Genomic DNA, 8,065 nt, shown 5'->3' with positions numbered 1-8,065 from the left:
AGAGCCAGAGCAATTACAGCTACTCGCTAGCTTCTATGATGAAGATCAGGAGTATGCAATTTATACACCCCTCGATCCCCTGTTGTTTTTTGCACGGATAGCAAAAACAGGTGAACCGGAATTACTTTCTCCAGAGGAGTTTCGGAAAGTGCAACCTCTGTTAGAGGAACATCTTTTTAATGAAGTGGAATAAGATTAAAAATTCCAATTTTTTAATTGGGAATTTTTGATTGTAATCAAAATCTACTTAAACCTTTTACCATGTCCCATTAAATGTGGAAGCGATGAAACATTGACACTAAATTGGGACAATTAGTATTTTTTAAAATCCTGGAAAAAGCATTTCGGTAGGGATTTTTAATCTAAAATTCAAAATCCAAAATTGTTATGAGGTGCTGAAAATGGCTTATAGCGACTTTACATTAAGTAAATTTAAAAAGTCATTCAGCATCCACATTGATGAAGAAACTGATTTATGTGCCGACATAAAACCTTTACAGCCAAGTGAGAAACTCATAAATTCTTTAGAAGAAACGGCAGAACTGGCTTTAGCAATTAATACTGAAAAAGCTCGTTCAGAAATGATTATCACTCCAATTTTGTTGGAGGTAAGACGCAGGGCTAATTATCCAATTAGTTTATTTTCAGGAACAGATTTTAATGTAGATGTAGAAAAAGGTCTGAATGGCTATTGTGACTTTATCATCAGTCGTGCTAAAGAGCAATTAACAATTAATGTGCCTGTGGTGGTTATTATTGAAGCCAAAAATGAAAATATTAAAGGTGGATTAGGCCAATGTGCGGCGACAATGTTAGCAGCACAATTGTTTAATCAACAGGAAGGAAATGAAATTAGGAAAATTTATGGCGCGGTAACAACGGGGGATATTTGGAAGTTTTTGAAGTTAGAATCAAACGATATATTTATTGATTTGAATAATTATTACATCAAAGAGATAGATAAGATTTTAGGGATTTTATCTCAAAGTGTTCAGGGAGATATTCCAGAATCTAGTTCGACTAACTAAACTACATTGAGTTATGCTCATTTGTCTGAGCTATTTAAATTTGACGGTTGACTATGATCTGGAACAATCTTTTACAGCCTGACTTGATTTTAGAAGGTTCAGTGTTGAATCTAACACCAAATATTATCCAACAATACGGGCTTAAAGGGCTGGTATTGGATGTAGATGAAACCTTAGTACCCTTTACAGTAGGAATAGCTTCTCCAGAACTACAAGATTGGGTAGAGCAAATTCGCAGATGTACTGCATTGTGTTTGGTGAGTAACAACCTGAGTGAAGCGCGAATTGGTGGAATTGCGCGATCGCTCAACCTACCTTACTATTTGGGTGCAGCTAAACCCTCCCGACGCAAAATTAGAGCAGCACTTAGGGGAATGGATCTACCAGTTCATCAAGTGGGGATGGTAGGCGATCGCTTATTTACGGATGTCATAGCAGGTAATCGCCTAGGAATGTTTACTATTTTAGTCGAACCGATTGTTCATGCAGACGCAGCCTTGCGCTCTCATCCTGTCCGCAACTTTGAAGTTTGGATATCTGAAATTCTGGGAGCCTCTATTACCCCCAAAGAAAGAAAGATTCACAAAAGTTGACAAATCGTCAGGAAAGTAAATCTAAAGAAATGATTAAAGAATCTTACTGGAATCCAAAAATCGGGGATCATAAGTATTAATAACATGGGGTCAGCCAAAAAAGACCCTAACTCATAATAAGTAAATATACACCCGTAAAGCGTCAACCTTCACTATAGAGGGATTGGCGCTTTCCAATTTTGGATTTTGGATTGAATTTAAAATAACGTGAGTTCGACGTATAGGAAAGCCCAAAAAGGTTGCTAGGCTAAATTATTATTTTTCTCAAAAAGATTCGTAAAAACTGTCCTAAAAATAGAATGAAATAGCCCTGCCTGTAGAGACAGGGGACTTAAACCCCCAAAGTTCGTTAAAGAGAAACTAATTGACAAACATGACCCGCTACTATTTGCCATCGATCTTGATGCTTTGCCCAGACGCGAGTAAAGCGATAAGTACCTGAAAAAGCTTGCTGATCGTGAATTCCCGCCAGATATGTTTTAACTGCGACCACAGCAAAATTACCATAATTAAGAATTTGTCGATCGTCAATTTCGACCTTAGTAAACTTATGCATTCCACTACGATGTGCATCCAAATCGTATTGCTTATCGACTACTAGACCTGTATGCATGGTGAAAATCAGATCGTCAGCAATTAATTCATCTAAGATCGGCACATCACTATCGAGCATTGCTTGTCGCAATTTTTCTTCTAATCTCTCGATCGTCATCATCTTGATTGACTCTCCTGATGTTATTACGGTTGATTTTAGTAAGGGCAATGGCTGGTAAATTACAGAAAATTTTAACTCGACTGCCCTGTAACTCACAAGTTATTTTTTCTTAACTGAACCGTATTGCAAGATGTTTAATCTGAATCTAAAATCTAAAATCTAAAATCTAAAATTCAAAGATGGTATTAACAATTGTTGTCAAAATCGGTACTTCTAGCCTAACTCAACCAGAAACGGGACAATTAGCACTTTCTACGATCGCCACCTTGGCGGAAACACTCTGCCATTTAAAACGCCAAGGACATCGGGTGATTTTAGTTTCCTCTGGTGCTGTGGGGGTAGGTTGTGCGCGGTTAGGCTTAACTGAACGTCCCAAAGCGATCGCACTAAAACAGGCTGTAGCAGCAGTTGGACAAGGCAGGTTAATTCGTATATACGATGATTTATTTACTACCCTGCAACAGGCGATCGCTCAAGTATTACTGACTCGCAGCGACTTAGTACAGCGCAGCCGCTATCTCAACGCCTATAACACTTTTCAGGAACTATTGGGACTGGGAGTGATCCCAATAGTCAATGAAAATGATACCGTAGCAATAGACGAACTAAAATTTGGTGATAATGACACCCTTTCGGCATTAGTTGCCAGCCTAGTAGAAGCAGATTGGCTATTTTTGCTTACCGATGTCGATAGGCTGTACTCAGCCGATCCGCGTTCCGTACCAGATGCGCGACCCATCGCTTTAGTTAGTAGCATTAAAGAATTAGCTCAATTACAAATACAAACAGGTTCCCAAGGTTCTCAGTGGGGTACTGGCGGTATGGTGACAAAAATTTCGGCTGCCAGAATTGCGATCGCGGCGGGAGTTCGTACCGTAATTACCCAAGGGCGATTTCCCCAGAATATAGAAAAAATTATCAAGGGTGAACTTATTGGAACGCATTTTGAACCGCAACCCGAACCAACTTCGGCGCGTAAACGTTGGATAGCTTACGGACTTCTACCTGTGGGTAAATTGTATTTAGATGAAGGTGCGATCGCGGCAATTTCTCTAGCGGGAAAATCGTTATTAGCAGCTGGAATTAAGGTAGTAGAAGGAGAGTTTCGCACACAGGACGCAGTGCAATTGTGTGACAGCAACGGTAACGAAATTGCTAGAGGACTTGTGAATTACAACAGCGATGAATTGCAAAAGATTCGCGGCTGTCATTCGCGGGAAATTTCCGCAATTTTAGGCTATGCAGGTGTGGAAACCGTGATTCACCGGGATAATTTGGTTTTGATTTAAGATGGAAATGAGATAAATTTCGTGAGTACTAACTGCGAGAGTGAAAAATATTATGACTCAAACGTTAGAAAATGCTGTTAACTTCCCAGAAGAACAACGCTTCTTCAGACATGGGTTAAGTTGGGAACAGTTTAAAGCGATTCAAGCCAGCTTTGAAAATGTGCCAGGGGTGCGGCTGTTTTATTGTAAGGGGATCTTAGAAATTGTGAGTATTGGCAAGCCTCATGAGGCAATTAAGTGTTTAACTGGTTTGCTCTTGGGGCAGTATTTCTTGGAACAGGGCATTGAATTTTTCCCCAGTGGGAGTTTTAGCCAGGTTATTCCTGAGATAGTAGAATATCAAGCTGACTTATCTTATTGCTTTGGAAGCGACAAACCTGTACCAGACCTCTGTATTGAAGTAGTCATTACTAGCGGGAGTCCCATAAAGTTACAGAAGTACAAATTAATGGGAGTCCCGGAAGTTTGGTTTTGGGAAGATGGCACAATTGAAGTTTACTGCTTACGAGAGCAAGAATATGAGAAAGTTGTTACAAGTGAGCTATTACCAGAATTAGATTTATCCCTGCTCAATCGTTGTATTTTGTTGTCCTCTCCCTTGGAAGCGATTAGAGAATTTCGCCAACTTATACAAAAGTGAAAGTAGATTGTAAAACAATAAAATAAGCGATATTTGGCGATAAGCTTCAATGTCTTTACGCCCAACCAAAATTTGCTACCACTTTCTTGGAGAGACTATCTTGGTTTTACAAACCAACTATTGCAGTTTACACTGTTTAAAACAGTGCTGTCTTCTGCGTACCAATAACCCTTTTCTTGACAAAACTTATCATTTTCGCTTCTCCATATAATTGGAGCAAAAATCTTTCCGAAACCAAATAACAAGACGTTAGATACTATTAACAAAACAATTAGTCCCAAACAAGATTGAAATGGTGAATTCTCTTCCATCGGTAGTTTCCTTAGGCTTTAATTACTAAATTTGGTATGTCTTCACGCAGTATTAGTATCGCTTCCTCATCTCGACACTAGAGGGTGGCAACTACACGTAGTATACTGTAAAAAAAAACACATAAAACTGGATAAATATTGAAAATATTCAAACAAGCTGTAGCGAATTTAACTTGCAGATTTTGGATCTGTAACCCTTTTATAAGGCTTGCGAGCATGAACACTTAAGTGACGATAGTATATTATTAATAATTGATGGTATTTATCTTCCGACAAAAATATTTATACTCAAATAATAGAAATGCGATCGCAGCAATTTCTTTAGCAGGAAAATCGTTATAAGCAGATGGAATTAAGGTAGTAAGTAAGTCGGCGTTAAAAAATCGACCTATGTAACGAAATGTAAAGCCAGCGAATACTTTAACAACAATCGAATCTCCCCAAAGATGGCTAACCAAAAACTGACGTTAGAAATTCCAGAATCCCTGTTTGAGCAATTGCATCATCTTGCTGAGTTAACTGGTCAATCTATAGAATCTTTAGCATTGCAAAGCATTACGAGCAACTTACCTTGCTTAAGTGAAAAAGTAGATGACCTCGATGAACTACTGTCACGAGTAACACCCGATAACTTACATGGTGAAATTGACAGTGGAAAGCCTGTAGGTCATGAAATATTCTGAATCTGAATTTAATCGGAGCGGATGAGTTCCGTTCGTATCACCAGGCTGTCAGTCCGCGAGTGATCGGTTTTTTTGGTGGTTCCAATCGTTGTTGCCAGCATTCTGACGATTCTGCTGCTGTGGTTTCGACCCGTAGTGATTCCGCTGTGGGCGATCGCACTTGCGATTGTATTTAAAATAATCGCCTGGATTTCAACCCTCACAATTCAAGTGCCGATTCAGGTTCAACTCAGCAACGACGGTTTATCGATTCCGTTGCTTGATCGCCTACTAGTTACCGATTTGTGGTTGCGCCAACTGCCAAACCTCGCCAATGCATTGCTCTTTTTGTGTATGATGTCTTTGTTGTTGAAGAAGAATGTTCATTACTACGATGAAAAAAATTGATCATGAAACTCCTTATTTTTGGTGCATCGGGACGAACTGGACGGGAGATCGTCAAGCAAGCCCTTGAGCAAAACCACAAGATTACAGCGTTTGTGCGAAACCCCGACAAGTTTGATATTAAGCACGACAATTTGAGAATTACGCTAGGGGATGTCACAAACTATGAACAGGTTGAACGCGCTGTTGAAGGGCACGATGGGGCACTATGTGCGCTCAGTTCAAACAATCTGCTGACCAAAGTTCCATCGCTCACGCATGGCATTCATCACATTTTGCAAGCAATGGAAAAGATGAATGTGCGGCGCTTTATCTACGAGTCTGCCCTGGGTGTGGGTGACAGTGCGGCGGATACACGCTTTCTTTTTCACTACGTATTCATGCCTTTGGTTTTAGGTAGGGGTTCAGTGCGCTGCTGATTTCCGTATTGGTTGAGATTCCGACAACAGCAGAGCGATCGCGGATTCCGTAAAGCAGAGTGCCTTTAGTGAATCGTGTCCCTGCGGTACTCTGGACAACCTTAACCAAAGTCTATGGCGGTAGTTCGGTTGCTTCCTGGCATCTCACGTAGCCAAATGAGATTGTTGCAGCAAATAATACAATGAGGTCAAATTATGTCTTTTTTCCCTATTCCTGATTTGTCTGAATTTTTCGCTAACCTGGCTGACGACATTAAGGAAGATATACATTCAAGACTGCCTGAGAGAAAGGCAGCAGCCCTCAGTCGTCTGCACGAATTACTCTCGCTTACTTTTGATCTCGATTACATCAAGTATGTGATCGTGCCTGCTTTCCTAACCAGTCCCTATAAAGGAGAGAGGCTATCCCTGCCCATGATTGATGTAATATTCACCAAGGAAAATGCCCTACCGTATTACTTTTGGGGCCTGTTATATGACAACTGGGAGCCGAATCAGGAAGAGGACGGACTCTCGGTATTTATCCAGGGTTACGAAAAACGTGGCGACAATAATCGGAGAAAAAGGATTTACGCTTCAGCCCTTACCCCCGATTTATATCGCCCGATGTATGGGGACAAGGTGGTTCAGTTTTTTGACCAGCTATTTGATGCCACGAATGCTAGTAAACCCCTGATGCATCAGTACCTGGATCACTATTTTGACCTGTTTTGGGATCTACACCTGGATGTCAAAAGCGATGCCATTCCGCCGGAAGTGCGGGAGATCGGGCTGAGTTTCAACACGGTTCTGGCTTATCGAGACCCAACACTGGAGATTGTTTACAAGAATTATATGAGGGTGCGATCGCTCCGCAAGTTGTTGAAAGAGTGGATTGATGAAAGAATCGAAGATGTGGTCAGGGGTGCGGTTGCAGATCCACAGAAGACATTCGTATACTACTGGATCAAGAATGGTGAAGAGGGAGAGGATTTCCGGCGCAAGGATGTTGTTTTCGAGTGCTTCCATAATTTCGTTGCCTTGAGTCAGTGGGGCAACACTCTCTACAACTTCATGTCTAAACTGAGCAAGGACACAGGGGATGCTAACGTCCGGGCATGGTTTGAAAAAACTATGGCAAGTGATTATGACCAGGCAAACGATTCGCCCTTTACCCCCCTCGATCGGTTCGTGATGGAGTTATTCCGCACGATTTCGCCAAACACTGGCAGCATCTCTGCTGTCGAAGAAGTAAGAACCCCTCCCTACGATAGATATGGCTACGTTATCAGCCCCCATAAGGCGACCAGTGAAGACCCACGACACTGGCAGGACTCAACCCAATTCAATCCTGATCGCTACAAAGATGCGCCGACTAGCGACCAAATTGACGAAGCCAAATCTAAAGAAATCGGATTTGCCCGATGCCCTTTCCACAAAGGGACATTTGAGGTGAAGGACGGCAGAAAAGCTGAGATAACCAATAGTGCATTTGGCACTGTTTACAACATTACCGATGACAAGGTGTCTCCCGTTTGTGACTATGCTGGCTACGCGCCTTTCGGTTTCGGATATCGTCGCTGCCCTGGCGAGTTACTCACGGTTGAGGTGTTCAAGGATTTCTTCAGAAAGGTGTGGAACGACAAGATCGAGTTCGCGAAACTCAACCTGCCAGACCCAGAAAAGCTGCCGATCGGACCCACAACAGTGATTGATGACAACATTGGGTTCAGTAAGCCGATGTTGTAAAGGGCGCTTGTTGCAGGGTTCCCTGGATCTCGTACTAAGCGCATGACGAGCGCAGTTTTTCAACGAGTTTCAGAGGGTTTAGTAGTCTCAGGAGTAGTGTTGGCAGACCAGGTAAAGTCTTTCGATTGGCAAGAAAGAAAAGCCAGGGTTTTACCTGAACCGGTGGGGGAAAGCAGGAAAACATCATTTTCTTTCGTAATGTTTTTTAATGCCGATTTCTGCATGGCATTAAGACTTTCAATACCGAGATTGTCCAGAATTTGCTGTTCGTTGAT

Annotated in this window: 12 protein-coding genes; 9 read left to right on the top strand and 3 right to left on the bottom strand. The window is 41.6% G+C overall.

Going from position 1 to position 8,065, the window contains the following annotated elements:
* From LC574_RS15920 to LC574_RS15910, 3 genes are all read left to right on the top strand, one after another.
* Positions 1-193 (top strand): DUF3727 domain-containing protein (locus LC574_RS15920; RefSeq protein ID WP_229454417.1); only part of this gene is annotated, 193 nt, incomplete at its 5' end.
* A gap of 208 nt (positions 194-401) precedes the next feature.
* Positions 402-1,028, top strand: coding sequence for a hypothetical protein (locus tag LC574_RS15915; protein WP_229454416.1), 627 nt, complete (start codon positions 402-404; stop codon positions 1,026-1,028).
* Positions 1,029-1,081: 53 nt separating this feature from the next.
* Positions 1,082-1,621: a YqeG family HAD IIIA-type phosphatase gene (locus tag LC574_RS15910; RefSeq protein WP_229454415.1), complete on the top strand. Its 540-nt coding sequence runs from the start codon at positions 1,082-1,084 to the stop codon at positions 1,619-1,621.
* A gap of 349 nt (positions 1,622-1,970) precedes the next feature.
* Here LC574_RS15910 and LC574_RS15905 read toward each other — a convergent pair whose 3' ends face one another.
* Positions 1,971-2,432: a nuclear transport factor 2 family protein gene (locus LC574_RS15905; protein WP_229454414.1), complete on the bottom strand. Its 462-nt coding sequence runs from the start codon at positions 2,430-2,432 to the stop codon at positions 1,971-1,973.
* Positions 2,433-2,515: 83 nt separating this feature from the next.
* On the opposite strand from LC574_RS15905, the gene proB reads away from it, so the two are divergent.
* Together proB and LC574_RS15895 are read left to right on the top strand one after the other, a co-directional pair.
* On the top strand, positions 2,516-3,625 hold the full coding sequence (proB, locus tag LC574_RS15900) for a glutamate 5-kinase (RefSeq protein WP_229454413.1): 1,110 nt from the start codon (positions 2,516-2,518) through the stop codon (positions 3,623-3,625).
* A gap of 52 nt (positions 3,626-3,677) precedes the next feature.
* A complete protein-coding gene (locus tag LC574_RS15895) occupies positions 3,678-4,265 on the top strand; it encodes a Uma2 family endonuclease (protein ID WP_229454412.1) in 588 nt (195 codons plus the stop codon).
* Positions 4,266-4,821: 556 nt separating this feature from the next.
* Here the strand turns inward: LC574_RS15895 and LC574_RS15890 are convergent.
* Entirely contained in the window at positions 4,822-5,034 is a 213-nt protein-coding gene (locus LC574_RS15890) for a hypothetical protein (protein ID WP_229454411.1), read from the bottom strand.
* Between LC574_RS15890 and LC574_RS15885 the strand changes: the two genes are divergently transcribed.
* The 4 genes from LC574_RS15885 (at position 5,023) to LC574_RS15870 (ending at position 7,790) form a co-directional block, all read left to right on the top strand.
* Entirely contained in the window at positions 5,023-5,259 is a 237-nt protein-coding gene (locus LC574_RS15885) for a hypothetical protein (protein ID WP_229454410.1), read from the top strand. The two genes, LC574_RS15890 and LC574_RS15885, sit on opposite strands and share 12 nt — an antisense overlap.
* A gap of 75 nt (positions 5,260-5,334) precedes the next feature.
* A complete protein-coding gene (locus LC574_RS15880) occupies positions 5,335-5,646 on the top strand; it encodes a hypothetical protein (RefSeq protein ID WP_229454409.1) in 312 nt (103 codons plus the stop codon).
* Positions 5,647-5,648: 2 nt separating this feature from the next.
* Positions 5,649-6,062 carry an NAD(P)-dependent oxidoreductase gene (locus LC574_RS15875; protein WP_229454408.1) on the top strand — a complete coding sequence of 138 codons (414 nt, stop codon included), beginning with the start codon at positions 5,649-5,651 and terminating at the stop codon, positions 6,060-6,062.
* A gap of 195 nt (positions 6,063-6,257) precedes the next feature.
* Positions 6,258-7,790 (top strand): hypothetical protein, encoded by a 1,533-nt coding sequence (locus tag LC574_RS15870; protein ID WP_229454407.1) that lies wholly within the window; start codon positions 6,258-6,260, stop codon positions 7,788-7,790.
* Between the two features lie 59 nt (positions 7,791-7,849).
* On the opposite strand, the gene LC574_RS15865 is transcribed toward LC574_RS15870, so the two are convergent.
* Positions 7,850-8,065, bottom strand: a 216-nt coding sequence (locus LC574_RS15865) for a DEAD/DEAH box helicase (protein ID WP_229454406.1), incomplete at its 5' end; no start/stop codon positions are given.

The sequence above is a fragment of the Nostoc sp. CHAB 5715 genome, from assembly GCF_020829685.1.
GTDB lineage: Bacteria > Cyanobacteriota > Cyanobacteriia > Cyanobacteriales > Nostocaceae > Nostoc.
Note: the sequence above shows the minus strand (reverse complement) of the source record. Positions and strands in the feature narration are given on the sequence as shown.